Annotated in this window: 1 pseudogene; it reads right to left on the bottom strand. The window is 76.9% G+C overall.

What is annotated here, in order from left to right:
- A pseudogene (locus tag LPA54_RS38640) lies at positions 1-451 on the bottom strand (MFS transporter); the annotation flags it as partial.

Genomic DNA, 451 nt, shown 5'->3' with positions numbered 1-451 from the left:
GAGGAGACGTCCCCGGTGGGAGCCTCCTCCTCCGGGTCGCAGTGCATGAGGCGGGGCAGGCGCAGGGCCATCGCCGCGCCGGCCAGGAGCAGGCCCGCGCTGACCAGGAGCGTGACGTGCAGGCCGTGGACGAAGGAGTGGCGTGCGGCGAGCCGCAGCGCCTCCCCCGCGGGGCCGCCGAGCCGCGCCGCCACCTCGTAGGCCTCGCCGAGCGAGTGCGCCGCCGCGGCGGACGCCCGGTCGGGCACCCCGGGGACCTGGGAGAGGCCGGGCGCGTAGGCCGCGTTCATCACGCTGCCGAGCAGCGCGATGCCGATGCCGGCGCCGAGCTGGTAGGACGTCTCGCCGACGGCCGCCGCCCCGCCGGCCTGGTCCTGCGGGGCCTCGCTGAGCATCGACTCGTACGCGCCGAACAGGGTGGTCTCCAGGCCGAAGCCGAGCAGCACGAACC

The sequence above is a fragment of the Streptomyces sp. DH12 genome, assembly GCF_020873895.1.
Lineage (GTDB): Bacteria > Actinomycetota > Actinomycetes > Streptomycetales > Streptomycetaceae > Streptomyces.
Note: the sequence above shows the minus strand (reverse complement) of the source record. Positions and strands in the feature narration are given on the sequence as shown.